The 17,738-nt window shown below is 70.6% G+C and carries 18 protein-coding genes; 9 read left to right on the top strand and 9 right to left on the bottom strand.

Annotation, left to right across the window (positions count from 1 at the left end; genetic code table 11):
• Positions 1 to 11 precede the first annotated feature (11 nt).
• Complete coding sequence (locus ASF68_RS14660) at positions 12 to 449, bottom strand: metallopeptidase family protein (protein ID WP_056012693.1); 438 nt, start codon at positions 447 to 449, stop codon at positions 12 to 14.
• 107 nt (positions 450 to 556) lie between these two features.
• On the opposite strand from ASF68_RS14660, the gene ASF68_RS14655 reads away from it, so the two are divergent.
• Together ASF68_RS14655 and ahcY are read left to right on the top strand one after the other, a co-directional pair.
• Entirely contained in the window at positions 557 to 766 is a 210-nt protein-coding gene (locus ASF68_RS14655; RefSeq protein WP_369796492.1) for a DUF3499 family protein, read from the top strand.
• Positions 767 to 825: 59 nt separating this feature from the next.
• Positions 826 to 2,316 carry an adenosylhomocysteinase gene (gene ahcY, locus ASF68_RS14650; protein WP_056012687.1) on the top strand — a complete coding sequence of 497 codons (1,491 nt, stop codon included), beginning with the start codon at positions 826 to 828 and terminating at the stop codon, positions 2,314 to 2,316.
• 22 nt (positions 2,317 to 2,338) lie between these two features.
• On the opposite strand, the gene ASF68_RS14645 is transcribed toward ahcY, so the two are convergent.
• Positions 2,339 to 3,199, bottom strand: coding sequence for an RDD family protein (locus tag ASF68_RS14645; protein ID WP_056012684.1), 861 nt, complete (start codon positions 3,197 to 3,199; stop codon positions 2,339 to 2,341).
• 67 nt (positions 3,200 to 3,266) lie between these two features.
• On the opposite strand from ASF68_RS14645, the gene ASF68_RS14640 reads away from it, so the two are divergent.
• Complete coding sequence (locus ASF68_RS14640) at positions 3,267 to 4,262, top strand: stage II sporulation protein M (RefSeq protein ID WP_056013428.1); 996 nt, start codon at positions 3,267 to 3,269, stop codon at positions 4,260 to 4,262.
• A gap of 3 nt (positions 4,263 to 4,265) precedes the next feature.
• On the opposite strand, the gene ASF68_RS14635 is transcribed toward ASF68_RS14640, so the two are convergent.
• Positions 4,266 to 4,661, bottom strand: a complete 396-nt coding sequence (locus ASF68_RS14635; protein ID WP_056012681.1) for a DUF5997 family protein — start codon at positions 4,659 to 4,661, stop codon at positions 4,266 to 4,268.
• A gap of 99 nt (positions 4,662 to 4,760) precedes the next feature.
• Here ASF68_RS14635 and ASF68_RS14630 point away from each other — a divergent pair, with 99 nt between their 5' ends.
• A complete protein-coding gene (locus tag ASF68_RS14630) occupies positions 4,761 to 5,627 on the top strand; it encodes a LysR family substrate-binding domain-containing protein (protein ID WP_056012679.1) in 867 nt (288 codons plus the stop codon).
• 50 nt (positions 5,628 to 5,677) lie between these two features.
• On the opposite strand, the gene ASF68_RS14625 is transcribed toward ASF68_RS14630, so the two are convergent.
• From ASF68_RS14625 to ASF68_RS14605, 5 genes are read right to left on the bottom strand one after another with little or no spacing between them, the layout of a single operon-like run.
• On the bottom strand, positions 5,678 to 6,985 hold the full coding sequence (locus tag ASF68_RS14625) for a DUF58 domain-containing protein (protein WP_056012675.1): 1,308 nt from the start codon (positions 6,983 to 6,985) through the stop codon (positions 5,678 to 5,680).
• The gene (locus ASF68_RS14620; RefSeq protein WP_056012673.1) at positions 6,986 to 7,975 is read right to left on the bottom strand and encodes a MoxR family ATPase; all 990 of its coding nucleotides are present in this window, start codon (positions 7,973 to 7,975) and stop codon (positions 6,986 to 6,988) included. It lies immediately after the preceding gene.
• On the bottom strand, positions 7,972 to 9,189 hold the full coding sequence (locus tag ASF68_RS14615; RefSeq protein WP_056012670.1) for a DUF4350 domain-containing protein: 1,218 nt from the start codon (positions 9,187 to 9,189) through the stop codon (positions 7,972 to 7,974). The genes ASF68_RS14620 and ASF68_RS14615 overlap by 4 nt, the downstream gene beginning before the upstream one ends.
• Positions 9,186 to 9,854, bottom strand: a complete 669-nt coding sequence (locus ASF68_RS14610) for a DUF4129 domain-containing protein (RefSeq protein WP_056012667.1) — start codon at positions 9,852 to 9,854, stop codon at positions 9,186 to 9,188. Before ASF68_RS14610 ends, ASF68_RS14615 begins: the two co-directional genes overlap by 4 nt.
• Positions 9,851 to 11,260 (bottom strand): hypothetical protein, encoded by a 1,410-nt coding sequence (locus ASF68_RS14605; protein ID WP_157580467.1) that lies wholly within the window; start codon positions 11,258 to 11,260, stop codon positions 9,851 to 9,853. The genes ASF68_RS14610 and ASF68_RS14605 overlap by 4 nt, the downstream gene beginning before the upstream one ends.
• A 193-nt stretch (positions 11,261 to 11,453) precedes the next feature.
• On the opposite strand from ASF68_RS14605, the gene mtrA reads away from it, so the two are divergent.
• The 5 genes from mtrA (at position 11,454) to hpf (ending at position 17,140) form a co-directional block, all read left to right on the top strand.
• Positions 11,454 to 12,137 carry an MtrAB system response regulator MtrA gene (gene mtrA, locus ASF68_RS14600; protein ID WP_056012662.1) on the top strand — a complete coding sequence of 228 codons (684 nt, stop codon included), beginning with the start codon at positions 11,454 to 11,456 and terminating at the stop codon, positions 12,135 to 12,137.
• Positions 12,138 to 12,143: 6 nt separating this feature from the next.
• Positions 12,144 to 13,835 carry an MtrAB system histidine kinase MtrB gene (gene mtrB, locus ASF68_RS14595; RefSeq protein WP_056012659.1) on the top strand — a complete coding sequence of 564 codons (1,692 nt, stop codon included), beginning with the start codon at positions 12,144 to 12,146 and terminating at the stop codon, positions 13,833 to 13,835.
• Positions 13,828 to 15,561 (top strand): LpqB family beta-propeller domain-containing protein, encoded by a 1,734-nt coding sequence (locus tag ASF68_RS14590; RefSeq protein WP_056012656.1) that lies wholly within the window; start codon positions 13,828 to 13,830, stop codon positions 15,559 to 15,561. The genes mtrB and ASF68_RS14590 overlap by 8 nt, the downstream gene beginning before the upstream one ends.
• Before the next feature lie 95 nt (positions 15,562 to 15,656).
• Positions 15,657 to 16,355 carry a ComF family protein gene (locus ASF68_RS14585; protein ID WP_056012654.1) on the top strand — a complete coding sequence of 233 codons (699 nt, stop codon included), beginning with the start codon at positions 15,657 to 15,659 and terminating at the stop codon, positions 16,353 to 16,355.
• A gap of 140 nt (positions 16,356 to 16,495) precedes the next feature.
• Positions 16,496 to 17,140: a ribosome hibernation-promoting factor, HPF/YfiA family gene (gene hpf / locus ASF68_RS14580; protein WP_056012652.1), complete on the top strand. Its 645-nt coding sequence runs from the start codon at positions 16,496 to 16,498 to the stop codon at positions 17,138 to 17,140.
• Here hpf and ASF68_RS14575 read toward each other — a convergent pair.
• Positions 17,115 to 17,735 (bottom strand): PadR family transcriptional regulator, encoded by a 621-nt coding sequence (locus ASF68_RS14575; RefSeq protein ID WP_056012650.1) that lies wholly within the window; start codon positions 17,733 to 17,735, stop codon positions 17,115 to 17,117. The genes hpf and ASF68_RS14575 overlap by 26 nt on opposite strands.
• Between the last annotated feature and the right edge of the window lie 3 nt (positions 17,736 to 17,738).

The raw sequence follows: 17,738 nt of genomic DNA, 5'->3' as shown, positions 1-17,738 counted from the left end.
GCGCACGCGCCTCAGAGGAAGCGGTAGCGGTCGGGACCGAGATCCCATGGGTCCTTGCCGAGCAGCTCGGCGACGGCCCGGAAGACGCAGCTCTCGACCATCATGCGCTGGTGCGGTTCGTCGTTCCGGTGGAGTTTGCTCATGCGCTGGATGGGGAGCCGGTAGAGGATGACCCGGCGGCGGGCGCGGTCCACGAACCAGCGGTCCACGCCGTCCGTGCCGGAGTTCTGCGCGGGCATCGCGCCGACCTCGAAGCGCACGTCGGCGAGTTCCGCAGGCCACGCGCCGCGCAGGTAGTCGGCGGTCGTCGCGACCGTCAGGTCGAACTGGTCGATCCGGGTGTCGATCGGCGGGACGTCAGGCCCGACGACGCTCGAACGTCCGTTGCGGCCGTGACGCGAGCGGCGCCGCGAGAGCGCACCTCGCGTCTCCTCGTCAGCGTCCGCCATGCGTCCAGTCTAGGCGTGGTCCAGCGGGGCGTCCCGACCCGGGAGGACGGCGAGCCGGAGCGTCCGATCCGCACCCGGGCGTTACGCTGGAGCAAATGGTAGACAGGATGTGTTCCAAGGTCGGGTGCTCACGCGAGCCCGTCGCGACGCTGACCTACGACTACCGGGACTCGATGGCGGTGCTCGGCCCGCTCAGCATCGAGAAGAGCCCGCACAGCTACGACCTGTGCTCCATCCACGCCGAACGGCTGAGCGTGCCGCAGGGCTGGCGCGTCGTGAAGCACAGCGTGCTCGGCGACGTCGGCTACGGTTCCTGACCGGTCGACGGCGTCGACATGAAGGGCCGCGAGTGCCGGCGGTCTGCGAGAATGGCTGCATGAGTTCTTCCGCACCGACCGCCCCCACGACCACCCTCCCGTACAAGGTGGCCGATCTGTCGCTCGCCGAGGCCGGCCGCCACCAGCTCCGCCTCGCCGAGAACGAGATGCCCGGCCTCATGGCCCTCCGCGAGGAGTTCGGCGCGAGCCAGCCCCTCGCCGGAGCCCGGATCGCCGGCTCGCTGCACATGACCGTGCAGACCGCCGTGCTCATCGAGACGCTCGTGGCGCTCGGCGCCCAGGTCCGTTGGGCGAGCTGCAACATCTTCTCCACCCAGGACGAGGCCGCAGCGGCCGTCGCGGTCGGACCGCACGGCACCGTCGACGCGCCGTCGGGCGTGCCGGTGTTCGCCTGGAAGGGCGAGACCCTCGAGGAGTACTGGTGGTGCACCGAGCAGATCTTCGACTGGTCGACGGAGGCCGCCGCGGCAGGAGCCGACTGGACCGGACCGAACCTCATCCTCGACGACGGTGGCGACGCGAGCATGCTCGTCCACCAGGGTCGTCGGTTCGAGCTCGCCGGTGCCGTGCCTGAGACGACGGCGACCGACAGCCACGAGTACAGCATCGTGCTCGACGTCCTGCGTCGCTCACTCGCCGGGAGCACCGATCGATGGACGAAGGTGGCCGCCGACATCCTCGGCGTGACCGAGGAGACCACCACCGGCGTGCACCGCTTGTACGAGCTGGCGAAGCAGGGGGAATTGCTCTTCCCCGCGATCAACGTCAACGACTCGGTCACGAAGAGCAAGTTCGACAACAAGTACGGCATCCGCCACTCCCTGCCCGACGGTCTGAACCGCGCGACCGACGTGCTCATCGGCGGCAAGGTCGTCTTCGTCGCCGGGTACGGCGACGTCGGCAAGGGTGCGGCCGAAGCCCTCCGCGGGCAGGGCGCGCGCGTCATCGTCTCCGAGGTCGACCCGATCTGCGCGTTGCAGGCCGCGATGGACGGCTACCAGGTCGCGACGCTCGAGAGCGTCGCCTCCGAGGTCGACATCATCGTCACCTGCACGGGCAACTTCAACGTCGTCACCCTCGACCACATCCTGGCGCTCAAGCACCTCGCGATCGTCTCGAACGTCGGACACTTCGACAACGAGATCGACATGGCCTCGCTCGAGGCGCTCGAGGGCGCCGAGAAGATCGAGATCAAGCCGCAGGTCCACGAGTGGCGTCTGCCGACGGGCCGCAGCGTCCTCGTGCTGAGCGAGGGTCGCCTGATGAACCTCGGCAACGCGACGGGTCACCCGTCCTTCGTCATGAGCAACTCCTTCACCAACCAGGTGCTCGCGCAGCTCGAGCTCTGGACCCGGATCGAGGAGTACCCGATCGGCGTGTACGTGCTCCCGAAGCACCTCGACGAGAAGGTGGCGCGACTGCACCTGGACGCACTCGGCGTCCAGCTGACGACGTTGACGGGTGAGCAGGCCGACTACATCGGCGTGTCCGTCGAGGGCCCCTACAAGGTCGACCACTACCGCTACTGAATGGCCTCGCCGGTTCCCCGCCTCAGCGGTCGGGGAACCGGTGCGGCTGTCCGCTCAGCACCGGCTGCAGCAGGGCCAGCCGCTGGCGGGCGGCGAGTTGGGCCTGGTACTCCCGCTCCCGACGCACGACCGAGACACCGACGAGGAACGCCTCGGGCGGCGCGATCGGGAGCGGCGAGACGTACCGCGACACCTCTGCGGCGAGTTCGGCCGCGAGTCGGGTCCGGGTCGCCGGGGTGAGGGCGCCCGCCTGCTTGAGGAACTGTGTCACCCGACGGGCGAGTGGATCCGGCAACCGGGCGACGTCCGCTCCCGCTGCCCACGGCGCGAGCTGAGCCGGGATCATCGCCACCGGCTCGACCACCCTCGGCATCCGTTCGCGTTGGCTGTACGTCCCGGCGAGGACGTCACCGAGCCGCTTCGAGCGGGCGCTGAGCAGGCCGGAGAGTGCGGCGATCCCGCCGGCGGTCAGGTAGATCTCGAAGTACCCGGTCAGGGCGCGGATGAACGCGTGCCGGAACCCGGGCGCTCCGCCGTCGTCACGGACGATGCGGGCGCCGACGGCGAGTTTGCCCAGGGAACGACCTCGGGTGGCGATCTCGACGGCGGCGGGCAGGACGACGAGGCAGAGGACCGTCAGCCCGAGCACGATCGCGGTGAACATCGCCGTGTCCATGGCGACGCCGGAGAGGAGCCACGAGAACATCGCCAGCATGAGGCCGACGAAGACGAGGATCGACACCGCGTAGTCGATGAGTGCGCCGGCGGCCCGCAGGATGAACCCGGTGGGCCGGACGTCCAGAGCGACCGCCTCACCGGTGATCAGCTCGGTGCCGTCGTCCACCGACGACTCGTGCAGGGGGACCCGGGCCGGTTCGGACATGTGGACCATTCAAGCAGATGCGTGGAGCACCGGTCACGGAGCGTCCCCACCGCGTAGCATGGCTCCGATGGACCTCGACGCCTACTCCGCAGCCCACCGCCAGGAATGGGACCGCCTCGACGCGCTCGGCAAGCAGCGCTTCTTCAGCGGACCGGAGGCGGACGAACTCATCGACCGCTACCAAGCCGGGGCGACGCAGCTCTCCGCTATCAAGACCACGGCCGGGTCGACGCTCGTCGGCGACCGCCTGTCCGTGTCGCTGTCGCGGGCACGACTGCGGTTCACCGGGGCGAGCGCCAACGTGCTGTCGAGCGTTCCGCGCTTCTTCGTCCTGGCGCTGCCCGCCGCGCTCTACCGGGTCCGCTGGGTGACCCTCGCCGTCGCCGTCGCGACCGTCGTCATCGCGACCCTCTACGCCGTGTGGATCGCGGGCAACCCGCAGGTCCTCGCGAACCTCGGCACGGACGCGCAGCTCAAGCAGTACGTCGAGGACGATTTCGTCGCCTACTACTCCAACAACCCGGCGGCCAGTTTCGCCGGTCAGGTGTGGACGAACAACGCCTGGATCGCCGCGCAGTGCGTGGCGTTCGGGATCAGCGGGGTGTGGGTGCCGTACATCATCGTCACCAACGCACAGGGTGTCGGCCAGGCCGCCGGGCTCATGTTCGCCTACGGCAAGGGCGACGTCTTCTTCGAGTACATCCTCCCGCACGGCATGCTGGAGCTCACCGCGGTGTTCGTCGCCGCAGCGGCCGGCTTGCGGATCTTCTGGGCGTGGGTCGCACCAGGACCGCGGACGCGGGGGCAGGCGCTCGCCGAGGAGGGCAGGTCCCTGTTCACGATCGCCATCGGGCTCGTGATCGTCCTGTTCGTCTCCGGGCTGGTCGAAGGGTTCGTGACCCCAGCTCCCTGGCCGTGGGCCGTGAAGATGCTCATCGGCGGGGGAGCGCTCGCGGCATTCCTGCTCTACATGTGCTGGTTGGGCGGGATCGCCTACCGCTCGGGTGAGCGCGGCGACCTGGCCGAGTTCGAAGCCGGCGCGAAGCGCATCGTCGCCGGCTGAGCCTTATTCGCCGGCTTCGGACCGTGCGCGACGCTCGGCGTTCCGGGCGTTGACCCGGGCGTTCTCGGCGTTGACCTCGGCGTGCACCGCACGCTCCTGCACGAGCCAGGCCGGCAGGGTGCGGAGGAGTTCTTGGATCTGCTCGGTCGTCAGTGCCTCGGTGATCTCAGCGCGAGCGAGACCCGAGGTCGACACGCCCAGCTTGCGAGCGACGACGTCCCGCGGGTGCGGGCCGTTCTTCCGGAGTTCGACCAACCAGTCGGCCGGGTTTGCCTGCAGCTCGAGGAAGGCGGACCGCGTGATGGGCTCCTCCTGGAACGACGCCGGCGTCGCCGGCAGGTAGACCCCGAGCTTCTTCGCCGCGGTTGCCGGTTTCATGATCTGTTCGCTCGCGCCCATCCGCTCAGCGTACCTCCCCGGAGCGCCGGCCCCCAACCGATCGCTCCGTCCCCCCGACCGCCCTGCAGTAGTGTGGCAAGCCGAGCAGTGGAGGCTTCGATGGACAGGCAGGACGACCAGGGCGACGATTCCCACGTCGACATCGATGCCGACGGTGTCGATCGGGACGCCGAAGCCGTGACGCCGGCGTTGACCGTCGCGTTCGCCCGGGGCGTCAATCCCGGGAAGTGGGCCCGCATCTGGAACGAGCGGCGGCCGGACGACGAACTCCGCCTGGTCCGCGTCGACCTCGACGAGCAGCGGGAGGTCCTCCGGTCGGGTGCGGCGGACGTCGCGCTCGTGCGTGTGCCCATCGACACCGAGGGCCTCAATACGATCGCGCTGTTCGAGGAGCTCCCCGTCGTCGTGTTCGCGAAGGGTGCAGCGCTCGGTGAGCATGACGAGGTCGAGACCGCCGCACTCGCCGAGGAGCAGCTGATCATGGCGCCCCTCGTGCTCGGGTGGGCGGACCAGGCGGACGCTCTCGGGTTCGCGGAACCGGCCACGCCGCTCACCTCGGATCCGGAAGCGGCGATCGAGCTCGCGGCCTCCGAGGTCGGCATCGTCGTCGTCCCGCAGTCGGTGGCCAGGCTCCACCAGCGGAAGGACGTGGAGTACCGCCCGATCGTCGACCTGCCGCCCGTGCCGGTGTTGCTCGCGTGGCGTCGGGACCGCGAGGACGAGGCGCTCGAGGAGTTCATCGGCATCGTCCGAGGTCGGACGGCGAACAGTTCACGCCGGAGCGCTCCGGCCGAGACGCCGGCCACGCCTCCTCCACCACCGAGCGGGAAGCGCCGGAAGGCGCCGAAGGCCGGCTCGACACCTGGCACCGCAGCCGGGACGAGCCGCGGCGCCCAACTCGCTGCGCGGAAGGCCAAACAGGAGGCACTCGCCCGCGAGCGCCGCAAGAAGCGCAAGGGCCGCTAGCTCGAGATGGTTCCGCGCCGACGACGCGTGATCCGTCGGGCGAGGTCGGCCTAGAGCCGACCCGACGCTTTCAGGGCGATGTAGGCGTCGGCCAGAGCGGGGGGCAAGGTCTCCGGTGATCCGGTGACCACATCCGCCCCGAGCTGCCTGATGGCCGCCGACACCCGCTCGATGTCGAGGAGGGCGCGTTCGGCGGAGGCCGCCCGGTAGACGCTTTCGCGGCTGCCACGGTCGCGTGTCGCCTCGATCGTCGCCGGGTCGACGACACTCGTCACGACGACGGTGTGGCGCTGCGTGAGCTGGGGGAGCACCGCGAGCAACCCTCGCGCCGCGCCTGGAGCGTCGATCGACGTCTGGAGGACGACGAGTGCACGCTGGTTCGTGATCTGCCTCACCTGGCCGGGAATCGCTTCCCAGTCGGTCTCGATGAGCTCCGGGTCGACGAGCGCCATCGCGTCGACCATCCGCGACAACAACTCGGGCCCGGTCGCACCCTGCACCCGACCCCGCACGCGGCGGTCGTAGGCGAGGTAGTCGATGCGGTCGCCGGCCCTCGTCGCCAACGCCGCCAGCAGCAACGCCGCCTCGAACGCGGTGTCGATGCGCGGCTCGTCGACGATGCGCGCCGCGGACGTCCGTCCGGTGTCGGTCACGATGACCACGCGGCGGTCGCGTTCGGGCCGCCACGTGCGGATCATGACGTCGCCACGCCTGGCGGTCGCCCGCCAGTCGATCGATCGCACGTCGTCGCCGCGCACGTACTCGCGCAGTGAGTCGAACTCGGTGCCCTGACCGCGCACCATGACACTCGTCGCACCGTCGAGTTCCCGCAGGCGCGCGATGCGGCTCGGGAGGTGCTTCCGAGACGCGAACGCCGGGAGCACACGGAGGTGTCCTGGGCTGTTGAGCGTCGCCTGCCGGGCGAGGAGACCGAGCGGCCCGAACGAGCGCACCGTCACCTGCGACACCCGGCGCTCGCCGCGGCGGAAGGGCGTGAGCACGAGGCTGACGCTCCGCCGCTCGCCGGGCGGGAGGTCGACACTGAGGCGGGCGGTCGGCGCCCCGGCGGACGGCTGCCAGGCGTCCCGGACGAGGGCGCGCACCCGACGGCCACCGCGGTTGGTCAGCAGGAGGGTGCTCGTCGCCGATTCGCCGAGGCGGATCCGCGACGGGAGTGCGCGTTGCAGGATGATCTCGCGCGGCGACCCGGCGAGGACGAGATCGAGGACGCCGAGGACGGCGACCAGACCGAGCCATCCGGCGAACGCCCAGGCCGCGTCGCCCGTGAGCACACCGACCGCCACGATCGGCACGATGCCGAACGCGACGAGCGCGACGAACCTCCCGGTGACGGCCATCTAGATGGGGACCTGGACCTGCTGCATGATCGACCGCAGGATGGCGTCCACCGAGACGCCTTCGAGCTCCGCCTCCGGTCGCAACTGCATCCGGTGGCGCCAGACGGGCAGGACCATGGTTTGCACGTGGTCCGGGGTGATCGACTGATACCCGCTCAACCAGGCCCAGGCCTTCGCGGACGCCAGCAGCGCCGTCGTCCCGCGGGGACTGACGCCGAGCCGGACGGAGGGGCTGCGTCGTGTCGCGCGGGCGAGGTCGACGACGTAGGCGAGGACGTCGGCGCTGGCACCGACCCGCCCGACCTCCACCTGTGCGGCACGGAGCTCGGCGGCTCCCATCACGGGGGTGACACCCGCGGCGGCCAGGTCCCGGGGACTGAACCCGGCGGCGTGGCGGAGGAGCACCTCGACTTCGACGTCCCGTTCCGGAACGTCGAGCACGAGCTTCAGGAGGAACCGGTCGAGCTGGGCCTCCGGGAGCGTGTAGGTGCCCTCGTATTCGATCGGGTTCTGCGTGGCGGCGACGATGAACGGGTCGGGGAGCGGCAGCGAGCGGCCGTCGACGCTGACCTGGCGTTCCTCCATGGCCTCGAGCAGCGCGGACTGGGTCTTCGGGGGCGTCCGGTTGATCTCGTCGGCCAAGAGGATGTTCGTGAAGACGGGGCCCTCGCGGAACTCGAACTCGCCGGTCTTCGCGTCGTAGACGAGCGATCCGGTGACATCGCCCGGCATCAGGTCGGGGGTGAACTGCACCCGCTTGGTGTCGAGGCTGAGGGCGTGACTGAGCGATCGGACGAGCAGCGTCTTTGCGACACCCGGCACACCTTCGAGGAGCGCGTGTCCCTTCGCGAGCAGCGCGATCACGAGGCCGGTGACGGCGGCGTCCTGTCCCACGACGGCCTTGCCGACCTCGACGCGCACCTGGGCGAGTGCTCGGCGGAGGTCGTCGGGGCTCGGGGTGGTGGTTCCGGGCGCTGGGGCGTCGGTCATGGATGGTTCCTTCCGGTGAGGTCCGTGGCGCGCGCGACGGCGGCTTCGAGATCGAGCAGGTGATCGGACAGGCTGACGAGGTCGGCGTCACTCATCGGTTCGGCGTCGAGGAGGACGGCGCGGACGTGTCTGGGGTCGAGGCCGGCGATGCCGGCGACCGTGTCGGCGACCTCGACGACCGAGGCGTGACGGGAGAGCCCCGTGGCGACGGCGAGTCGGGAGACGGTGCCGATGCGGAGCGCGTCGAGTGCACGCCGTCGGTTCGCGGAGCGCTGGTAGAGCCGCGCACGCCCCTCCATCGTCTCGCTCGCCCGGACCGCCACCGGCAGGTCCTCGATGACGAGTGGGCCGAACCGGCGTCCGCGCCAGATCATGGCGAGGATCGCGGTGATGACGACGGTGCCCGTGACCCCGGCGACCCAGCTCGGGGTCAGTTCGTCGAGGCTCGGCGGGCCCGTGACGGGCACGTCGGCGAGGCTCGGGAGGTACCAGACCAGCTGCTCGGTGCCGCCGAGCAGGCCGAGGGCCAGCGCCGCGTTCCCGGCTCGGTCGACGGCGTCGTTCGTGAGCGCGTCCGCGGAGCCGAGCAGCACCCGTTCGCCGTCGTCCTGCGTGATCACCGCGCTCCCGCCAGAATCCGCGGTGAAGCACCCCTCGGTGTCGGCGTCCGTCGACGTGTACAGGGTCCAACCGCCGGTGACCGACCCGGCGCGGTCGGCGGTGTCGTCTGCGCAATCCGCTCGGAGGACTTCGGAGGCGTCGACGCTGCCGGCGAACGACACCCCTGGGAAGAGGACGCGGAGCACCGACGCGCGCGGCGTGACCACCACGAGTCGAGCGTCGGCGTCGCTCAGCCGCCCGAGCTGCGCTGCGTCCAGCAGACCGGTCGGATCGAAGTACAGCACCGTGCTCTCCGAGTCCTCGACGGCTTGGAGCGTCGCGTCGAGGGTCGTCGTCTCACTCACGGTGACCCCCTCCTGGCGGAGGACCTGGGCGAGCGCCCGACCACCGTTCGGGGTCTGGTTGCCGGGGCTCAGCAGGGCGGCGTCGATGGAGGCGCCGCGCGTCGCGAACATGAGCACGAGCGCGACACCGATCGCGAACACCGCCGCGACGATCCAGAACCGGCTCCGTCGCAGTCTCGTGCGGAGCCGCGGCGTGGCGACGTCGGGTTCGGGCTGCTGCTCGGCAGCGGGCTTCGTCGTGAGGGTCACCGCAGGACGCCCTCCGGCTCGGCGAGGAAGGCGGGGGCCGCCGTGGCGAGTCGGGCGTCCAAGGCCTCGAGCTCGCGGTACTGCTCCTCGGTGCCGGTCGCAGCGAGGTACCGGACGGCGTCGAAGACGTCCGCCGCCCGCTCGAGCGCGCGTCCCTCGGCGGGGAACGCCGCCGCCGCCCGGGCCGCGAAGCCGTGTGCCGTGGTGCCGGGGGACACCACCACGATCGTCCGCTCGGAGAGCCCACGGGCGATGGCTCGGTAGAGCTCCTGGAGTGCGACGGTCCAGTCGCCGGCGCCGGCCGCCGTCCTCGCATCGCGGCGCAGCTGATCGGCGGTGCGGTCGTCGCGCTCGCCGAACAGGTCCAGCTGCCGGGTGCTCCGCCGGTTGATGCGCGGCACGCCCCACACGATGAACGCGATCACGATGCCGACGACGACCACCGTCATCGCGATGATCGGGAACAGCCCGGTGAACGGTCCGTCTCCTGGCACCCGGAGGGAGTTGACCCAATCCCAGAAGGCCTTCGAGATGATGTCCCACAGGGACGGTTGCGCCGTCTGGTACTCGGGTTTCGACAGCTCGCGTTGCAGGAGGTCACGTGCGCCTGGAGCGTCCGGGACGAGCGGGACGTCGAGTCGCGAGGTGAGGACCAACGGGTTCATCGGGGTGCTTTACCCCCGGCGGCTGCGAGGTCGAAGGGGTTGTCGACCGCCTCGCGGCCTCCGGACCGGGCCTCCACGAACCGGGCCAGATCGAGGTCGAGGCCCTCCTTCCGCATGCGGAGGTCGATGTAGATCACGGCGGAGGTGGCGCTGATGACGACGACGGTGATCGCGCCGATGATGACGGAGACGAGCAGGGACAGGCCCTGAGCGGCGATGGTGGCCACGATCATCGTCGCTTCGGAGTCGACACCGACGAGGATCACGGGCACGAAACTCGCGAGCAGACTGATGGGCGTCGCGACGACCTGCGAGGCGACGCTGACGACGGAGGAGACGAGGAACTGGACGCCGAACGTCCGCCAGAAGTACCCGTCGGTCAGGCGCCACGAGCGCGCCAGCGCGGGGAACACCCGACTGTTCTCCAGGACGATGATGCTCGGTGTGAGGGAGAACTTCGTCCCCAACCAGGCCGATGCGACGACCAGTACCAGGAGCGCCGCGATCGCCATGACCACGGTCAGGACCACGCCGGCTCTGCCGCCGAGTCCGGTGAGGACGAAGCCGAGGCCGACCGCGACGGCGATGAAGACGGTCACGACGCCGATGAGGAGGAAGGTGTAGCCGATGAGCGGGAGGAAGCGCTTCTTGGTGCGACGCCAGAGGACCCCGAGCGGCAGCTTCTCGCCGAGGGTGCCGCGGGCGACCTCCTGGGCGATGATGCCCTGCAGGATCGCGCTCCCGGCGATCGAGCCCGCGATCGGGATGAGCGAGGAGAGGATGATCGCCGTGATCCCGCCGGCACCGATGGTGTCCTCTTCGCCGGGGGCCGCCTGCGACAGCCGACTGAACGAGAGCCAGGCGACGAGGCCCACGATGACGAGGGAGAGGACCGCGGTGAGGCCCTGGAAGAGCAATGCGCTCCCGAACGTCGCCTTCGGGTTCCGGCGCAGGACGAGGAAGGGGGCGCCGAAGAGGTCGCTGAACGACAGCGGGCGGAGCGGGATGAGTCCCGGCTTGGGCGGGGGTGCCCAGCCCTGCTGGGGACCGGGGGCCCACTGCGCGGCGTTCGCGTAGGGGTTCGCGTCGTAGCCGGCGCTCGGGGCAGCCTGAGGCGCGCCGTAGCCGGGCTGGTGAGAGGGGGCGGACGGCTGCGTGTACGGAGCCTGACCGTGCGGAGGCTGTTGTCCGTACGGAGCCTGTTGTCCGTAACCCGCCTGTTGGCCATACCCCTGCAGCTGCCCATACCCCGGCTGCTGGCCGTATCCGGGCTGCTGCTGCGGGTATCCGGAGGGTTGCGGGTACCCGGGCTGCTGCGGTGGCTGTCGGGGTGGCGGCGGTGCCGACTCCTCCGGTCGCCGTGGTTCCTCGGGGTTCGTCCACGGGCGCTGACTCTGATCGCCCATCTCGCCCCCGGCTCGCTGTCCACCGTCCATCAGCAGCACCCCCTCGCCGTCTCGAACCCCTCCATGTTGTCACACCGGGCCGGTCCGCGACCGGACCTTCGGCGGTTCCGGGGGACAGTTCGACTACGCTGAGGCGAGACGTAAGGACACCGGTCAGGCAGCGCGGCCGGCCGGTCACACCCGAGACGGAGCTATGAACGCACGCATCCTCGTCGTCGACGACGACACCGCACTCGCCGAGATGATCGGCATCGTCCTGCGCACCGAGGGTTTCGAACCGTCGTTCTGCGCGGACGGCAGCGGCGCGCTCCAGGCGTTCCGCGACACGAAGCCCGACCTCGTCCTGCTCGACCTCATGCTGCCCGGTATCGACGGGATCGAGGTCTGTCGCCTCATCCGGCAGGAGTCCGGCGTCCCCGTGATCATGCTGACCGCGAAGTCCGACACCGCGGACGTGGTCAAAGGCCTCGAATCAGGAGCCGACGACTACATGGTCAAGCCCTTCAACCCGAAGGAGCTCGTGGCCAGGATCCGCACGCGGTTGCGCGCCCCGGCCGCCGACCTCGCCGAGACGCTCCGCATCGGCGACCTCACCGTCGACGTCGCCGGCCACGAGGTCCGTCGGGCCGACGGGGTCATCGGCCTCACCCCGTTGGAGTTCGACCTCCTGCTCGCCCTCGCGAGCAAGCCGCAGCAGGTCTTCACCCGCGAGATGCTGCTCGAGCAGGTGTGGGGGTACCACTACAAGGCCGACACCCGGCTGGTGAACGTGCACGTGCAACGGCTCCGCGCCAAGGTCGAGGAAGACCCGGACAACCCCAAGATCGTCATGACGGTCCGCGGCGTCGGGTACCGCGCCGGCGCCGTCACCGGCTGATCCGACATGGCCTCCCGACTCGCCGGCTGGGCGGCCGACTGGCGTCTCTGGCGGACGTGGCCGCAGCAACTGCGCTCGCAGTGGCGGCGCTCGCTGCAGTTCCGGACCGTCGCCATCACCGTCGGGCTGTCAGGACTCGCCATCCTCCTGACCGGCGCCTACCTCTCCTTCAGCATCGGGAACGACCTCTTCCAGTCCCGGCTGCAGCAGGCGCTCGCCGGTTCCAGTCGTGCCATCGCCTCGGCGCAGAGCATCCTCGACGCCTCGGACGCCAGCGAGCGGGTCGCCCTGCAGCAGCTGATGGGCACGGTGCGGACCGACCTCCAGACCACGTCCGGCAGCAGCCTGATCGCGGCCTACCGCGCTCCTGGCCAGGACTTCAGCCAGGTGACGCCGCCGGGCTTCGAGTCACCGGGGCTCGCCGGCGGTGTGATCTCGGACGAGCTCACGGAAGCGGTCCGAGCCGATCCGGACACGCTCCAGTGGCAGTCGGTCACCCTCACCACCGCGGACGGCTCGTCGACCGCCGGCATCGTCGTCGGGTCGGAGGTGTCGATGCCGACCGCGGGGTCGTACGAGATCTATCTCGGGTACGACCTGAACGAGTCGGAGCAGACGCTCGGATTCGTCCAACGCACCCTGTTCCTCGCCGGTGTCGGCCTGATGATCCTCGTCGGCGGCGCCGCGTGGTTCATCGTCCGGTTCGTCGCGACGCCCATCCGCTCCGCCGCCGAGACGAGCCAACGCCTCGCCGGTGGTGACCTCGACGTGCGTATGCCGGAGAAGGGCGAGGACGAGCTCGCCACGCTCGCCAGGTCCTTCAACGGCATGGCCGCGAGCATGCAGAAACAGATCAAGGAACTGGCCGAGCTCTCGCTCGTGCAGCAGCGCTTCGTCTCGGACGTCTCGCATGAGCTGCGCACGCCGCTCACGACGATCCGGCTCGCCGGTGACGTGCTCTACGACCAGCGGGACTCGTTCCCCCCGGCGACGGAGCGGACGGCGGAGCTCCTGCACGATCAGGTGGGCCGGTTCGAGATCCTGCTCGCCGACCTGCTCGAGATCAGCCGGTACGACGCGGGGAGCATCGAGCTCGACCTGGAACCGACGAGCCTCGTCCATCTCGCCGAGGAGGTCGTGGACGAGCTGCGACCCCTCGCGGAGCCGACCGGGTCGGATCTCCGCATCGTCGCGCCCGGCGGATACTCGGCGGTCCCGATGGACCCGCGCCGCATCCGTCGGATCGTGCGCAACCTCATCGGCAACGCCATCGAGCACGGTGAAGGGAAACCGATCGTGGTGTCGGTCGACAGCAACGAGTCCTCGGTCGCCATCGCCGTCCGGGACTACGGCCAGGGGATGACCCCTGAGGCGACGGAGCGGGTCTTCGACCGCTTCTGGCGCGCGGACCCGTCGCGCAAACGGACCATCGGTGGAACGGGCCTCGGGCTCGCCATCTCGCTCGAGGACGCGATCCTCCACGAGGGCTGGCTGGAGGTCTGGTCGGAACCGGCGGGCGGTTCGTCCTTCCGCCTCACGATCCCGCGCGAACCGGGGACGGACATCGTCCGATCGCCGATCAGCCTGCCCCCGGACGACGCGATCGAGTCCATCGTCGACGAGCTGACCGCCCCGACGACGCGCTCGCTCCAGACGGTGACCTCGCCCGACGACGATGAGGAGGATCCACGTGCCTGACCGCTCCGCACGACCTGGGCGCCGACGATCCGTCGCGCGCCGCTTCGCCGCCGCCGCCCTCCCGGTACTGCTCGTCGTCGTCCTCTCCGCCTGCGTCGGCATCCCGCGCGGCGGCTCGGTGCAGGACGGCGGCACCGTCGGGGGGAGCGATGGCGATGTGGACGTCAACTTCATCGCGCCAGGCCCGACGGAGGGCGCGACCCAGGAGCAGATCCTGCGCGGTTTCGTCGACGCGGCCGCGAGCCCCCAGAACAACTACGAGATCGCTCGCGAGTTCCTCGCGCCGGAGCTCAGGTCCGACTGGGATCCCGACGCGGGCGTGACGATCGACCAGGGTGGGCGGACCTTCGCGCCCGTCGCGGATGCGGTGCAGTTGACGGTCAGCCCCGTGGCCGCGGTGGACGACCGCGGCGAGTACCGCGAATCGGCGAACTCCTCGCCGCTCAGCTGGACGTACGGGTTCATCCAGGTGCGCGGGGAGTGGCGTATCGCGTCCGCTCCACCCGGCATCGTGCTCGAGGCTTCGACCTTCGCCGACGTCTTCGCGGCGTACTCGCTGAGCTACTTCGACCCGAGCTACAGCCGACTCGTGCCGGACCAGCGGTGGTTCCCGTCCAGAGCCTCCACAGCCACGAGGATCGTCGGGGCGTTGCTCGACGGGCCCGCGGAGTGGTTGAAGGGCGCGGTCGCGACGGCGTTCCCCGAGGGGACGTCACTCACGAGCGACGCGGTCCCGGTCGAGGCGGGTACCGCCCGCGTGGACCTGACCAAACCGGCCCTGCAGGCCGACGCCGTCACCCTCCAGCGGATGCAGCTCCAGCTGACGAGCAGTCTCGTGCAGCTGTCCGGCAGTGTGGGCGGTGTCGCGGCGGTCTCGAACGTCGCGATCACCGTGGTCGGCAACTCCACCCAGACGGTGTCGCCGCTGACCCTCACCGCCCCGCGCGTCGATCCCAGGGCGCTCGTGCAGCGCGGCGACGAGTTCGGCTTCGCCTCAGGTGACGGGATCGAGACGGTGCCCGGGATCTCGGCGGCGGTCGTCGCGGCCGGAGCGGACGCTGCGGTGCTCTCGGCCGACCACGACCAGGCGGCGGTGCGGTCCGCGGCGGGCGTCACGGTCGTCCAGGCGGACGGCGACGTCCGGCTCGTCGACGACCGGCCGGGGCTGCTGCCGCCGACGATGGACCCGTTCGGCTTCACCTGGACCGTCCCGGCCTCCGCGCCCACGGCTCTGCTCGCGCACGATGCCGCCGGCGGCACGGTCCAGGTCACCACGAGCTGGACGGGAGCGTCCACGATCGACTCGATCCAGATCTCCAGGGAGGGGACCCGTCTGGTCGCCCTCCTCAGGGACGGGACCCAGTCCCGGCTCGTGGCCGCAGCGATCATCCGGGGCGACCGGAACGCGCCGCTGCGACTCGGCGACCCGGTCGAGCTCCGCGTGATGTCCTCGGAGGCGAAGACCGTCACCTGGGTCGACGACATCACCGTCGCCGTGCTGCTCGACGGCGACGGTCAGACGACGATCCTCACGCAGCAGATCGGTGGGCGCTCGGCGCCGGTGCCGCCGTTGGCGAACGTGACGACGCTCGTCGGCGGGAACGGGCTCACCCAGCTGCGGGCCCTCACGAGCGACGGTCGGCTCCTGCTCCCACGGGGATCGAGCTGGCAGGAAGCGGGCGGCGACGTCCGGTTCATCGCGACGCAGCTGGGTTCGCCCGACTGAGCGACCGCGCTCCACACCCTGCCGCCACACCCTCCGGCGTGCCTCCTCGATCGATCCTGCTCCGCGACGGCGCAGTGGCGCAGGATCATCGGAGGATGACCTTCACCTTCGACCGACAGGCGGCTGTCGTCGCGACCCGAGCGGCCTGTCTCGACGCCTGGTCGCTGCTCGTGCCCGTGGTGTGCGCCGGTTGCGGGTCTCCCGACCGAGGCCTCTGCGACCCGTGTCGTGCCCGTCTGTGTGCACCGGGTGGACCCGGGTCCGACGCCGGGGTGCGCTGGTCCTGCCCGGGCGGCATCCCGGGGCTCGCCGCGCGTCGATACGACGCGCTGGTCGGCGCGGTCCTACTCGCGTACAAGGAGGACGCACGGGTCGGGCTCGTCCGGCCCCTGGCCGCAGCGTTGGAACCCGCGTTCCGGCTCGCCATGGTCGAGGCGGCGCGGGCTTCGGACGGCGTCGCCCCGGAGATCGCGACCATCCCGGCCAGACGACGCGCTGCGCGGGAGCGGGGCTTCCATCCGGTGGAGCGGATCGTCCGTCGTCTCGGCGCCCGCCCGCGCCGACCGCTCCGGTGGGCCCGGGAGCCGGCCGATCAACGCGACTTCGGCCGCGCGGAGCGGTTCGCGAACCTGGAGGGCGCGCTGGTCGCTCGTGAGACGCTCGCCGATCGTCGGTTCCTCCTCGTCGAGGACGTCGTCACCACCGGTGCCACCGTCGCGGAGGCGGTCCGCGCGGTCCACGCTGCGGGCGGGGTCGTCGCCGGTGTCGTCGCGCTCGCCCGGGTCGACGGGTGAACGATCGAGGTCCCGGACGGCCGTCGGGTGAACACACGCCGAACTCTGCTGATGACTTCCGCAGCATCGGGCACTACGGTGGCAGAACGGCGCGAAAGACCGCCCGAGACCGGGTGGTCAGCCGGATGAGGAGGTCGAACGTGGATATCAACATCGTCGGACTTGGACTCGGCATCACCGATCGGTTCCGCGAGTACGCGACCGAGAAGGCGGAGAAGGTCGCCCACCTGGTCGAGCAGGCGCAGTCGCTCGACATCAAGGTGTCCCGCCACAACGACGCCAACGGTCGCAAGGGTGAGGATCGCGTGGAACTCACGCTCGTGGGACCCGGGCCGCTGGTCCGGGCGGAGTCGACCGGCTCCGACAAGTACGTCGCCTTCGACCTGGCGATCGCCCGCATGCTCGAGCGCGTCCGCCGGTCCAAGGACCGCAAGCAGGAACACCGCGGCAAGCACCGGACGTCCCTGCACGCGGCGAGCAGCGAGGGCTTCAGCGGGGTCGACATCACCCCTGCGGCACCCGAACTCATCGAGCAGGTCGCGACCGGGAGCGTCGCGACGCTGACCCGTGAGGACGAGGAACCCGAGGCCTACTCGCCCGTCGTGATCCGCACGAAGGAGTTCCCCGCCGAGTGGATGAGCCTCGAGGAGGCGGTGGACCGCATGGAACTCGTCGGTCACGACTTCTTCCTGTTCATCGACGCCGCCTCGGAGCGCGCGAGCGTCGTGTACCGCCGGAAGGGCTGGGACTACGGCGTGATCAGCCTCGAGGACGGCTCGAAGTAACGCCAGCTCCATCCGCCGACGCGGTCGCCCGGTTCGCCGGGCGGCCGCGTCGTGGGGTGTCGGTCCCGACGTCGAAGGCGGGGTCGCGCGCGCGCAGTCGTGCCGACGTCGCCGCGAGCCACTCGAGTTCCGCGGCGGCGCGGCGGCGCCGCGCGTCCAGGCCGATCCACGCGATGTCGCCCTGCGGAGTCGGCGGGAGGGCGGCGAGTGCGCTGTCGAGGTCCTGGGCGAGGTCGAGGGTCCAGGCCTGCTGCACCGCGATGACGCCGTGGGCGTCGACCCCGCGCAACGACGCCGCGAGCGCGACCTTGTTCGGGAGCTCGTCCCGTGAGGCGCCCGTGGTGACCGGTGTCGACCACCAGGCGTCGAGGACGGCCAGACCCGCGGTCGTGATCCGGTAGAAGACGTGACCCTGCCCGTTCACCGCCGCGCGTTCGACGAGCCCGTCGCGCTCCAGTCGATCGAGGGTCGCGTAGGCCTGGCCGACGTTGAGCGCCGTCGTCGGTGTCGTCCGGCGGTCGAACTCCGCACGCAGCCGGTACCCGTAGTCGTCGCCTGAGGCGAGGATCGCGAGGAGACCGTGTTTGACGGACATCGA

The sequence above is a fragment of the Plantibacter sp. Leaf314 genome (assembly GCF_001423185.1).
Taxonomy (GTDB): Bacteria; Actinomycetota; Actinomycetes; order Actinomycetales; family Microbacteriaceae; genus Plantibacter.
Note: the sequence above shows the minus strand (reverse complement) of the source record. Positions and strands in the feature narration are given on the sequence as shown.